Genomic DNA, 1992 nt, shown 5'->3' with positions numbered 1-1992 from the left:
CTTTAAGGACTATTAATAGGCTTTTAAATATATAAAAAGTTGCTGCCGAAGTATTTTCATTCATTTATAGAATGTCAAAAGAAATGAAATGATTTTAGATTTATACAAAATCACTCTTAGTATAATTTATTTTAAAAACGAAATTGAATATATTTAAAGGTTTAAGGAATTTAAAAATTGATTTTAAATTCCTTATCTAAACTAGCAATTTTTACACATATTAAAGATTAAATCATCAAATCTTTTCACAAGTCTTACTTGCTCGTCTAATTCTTCACAATTATAAAGCTCTTCATATAAAGCTAAGATATCTTTAAATATACCTTCTTGCTCTTTTTTGATTGATTTTGCAATGTTTTCTTCTAATGATTTATTTTGTTTTAAATTCTTATTAAGCAAACACCTAATCGCATCATCTTTATAAAGTAATAAATGTATTTGTATAAATAAATTATTTTGCAATCTACCACTATTTTGAGCATTATTAAAGTTATTTTCAGATAATTTTTCATAAGAACTTAAAGTATCAAAAAACTGATTTGTTTTTTCTTGATTTTTATTGCTAATTTCTGAAACTTGATTTGAATACTCTAAACACTTTTTAACACTTTCTTTTAAAGAATTTATATTCAAATTAATAGTATTAGTAGCTTCTTCTGTATTATTTGCTAATTTTCTTACTTCATCGGCAACTACCGCAAATCCACGACCATGCTCACCTGCTCTTGCTGCTTCAATTGCAGCATTTAATGATAGTAATTGAGTTTGGTCTGTAATGTCTTTTACCATTTCAATAATTTTTGATATTTCATTTGTTTTTTCATTTAGACCATTGATTAAATCAGTAAATAAACCTATGTAATTTTGTAATTCATTTGAGCTTTTTGATAATTCTTTTACCATAGTTTGAGTAGTATGCGAATCATCTGCAATTTGTTTTGAAGAATTTAAAATGCTATTTAAATTAGTTTGATTTGTGCTTAAGCCATTTGTTAAAATATCAATTATACCTGAATCATTATTGTTTTGTTGAACTCTTATACTAAGCTCATTTAAGCGTTGAGTTTCTATACTTTTTGCAATTCCTAAAATAGCACTTACTAAATTATCAGCAGTGCTTTTAAATCTACCTTTTAAACCTACACTATTAATATTTCTATAAGTTGCACCAGAAAAAGCAACTTCAATAGAACTAGCAACTTCTCTTTGCCACACTTCTATTTGGTCTAACAAATTATTTAAATGATTTGCTAATATTGTGTATTTTTCGCCCTTTATACCAGTAACTCTTGATTCTAAATATCCATTTGAAGTTTGCTCTAAAACTTCTATAATTTTATTTAACGCTTCATCATTATTTTTATTAAATATACTCATTTTAGCCCCTGAATACCTATCATAAATTCGTTATAACCTTTATTTTCTTTTTTCAAAATATCTTCTATAATTTTCCAAGAAGCATCAACTCCTTGAGCTTTCTCAACTTCAAGCATTTTAGCATATAAAGCAATAATAACTTCTTTAGCTTTTTTACCCATTTTTCTTCTAACTGAATAATATCCTATCGTATTACCAGATAAATCATAAGATATGCTAATATTAGCAAATACCCAGTAATATCCACCATCAAATGTTCTGTTTTTTACGAAAGCATAAACTTCTTTTCTTCCTTTTAATTGTTGCCACAAGTATCTAAAAACAGCCTTAGGCATATCTTTATGTCTTACAACATTATGTGGCTTATTTAAAACTTCATTTTCTGTTGAACCTATAATTTTTAAAAAAGATTCATTAGCATAAGTAATATTACCTTTAATATCTGTTTTACTAACTATAAAGTCATTATCTAATAGTTCCTTTTCCATTTTTCCCCAATCTTTTTTTAGATATTTTTGTATCAAAAAATAATTTTATAATATCTTCATTATTGTAAAATAGAGATATTATATTTTTGTAAATTTATTATCGTGAAATAAATTTTATTACTCAAAC

General features: G+C 24.9%; 1 protein-coding gene and 1 pseudogene. Both read right to left on the bottom strand.

Going from position 1 to position 1992, the window contains the following annotated elements; translation table 11 throughout:
• Positions 1–201 precede the first annotated feature (201 nt).
• Positions 202–786, bottom strand: a pseudogene (locus tag AVBRAN12642_RS09935) (methyl-accepting chemotaxis protein); the annotation flags it as partial.
• Between the two features lie 587 nt (positions 787–1373).
• Positions 1374–1865: a PAS domain-containing protein gene (locus tag AVBRAN12642_RS09600; RefSeq protein WP_214150640.1), complete on the bottom strand. Its 492-nt coding sequence runs from the start codon at positions 1863–1865 to the stop codon at positions 1374–1376.
• Positions 1866–1992 lie beyond the last annotated feature (127 nt).

It is taken from the genome of Campylobacter sp. RM12642 (assembly GCF_020137635.1).
In the GTDB taxonomy this organism is placed as follows: Bacteria; Campylobacterota; Campylobacteria; order Campylobacterales; family Campylobacteraceae; genus Campylobacter_E.
The sequence above is the reverse complement of the archived record's forward strand: the minus strand, read 5'-3'. Positions and strand labels throughout refer to the sequence as shown.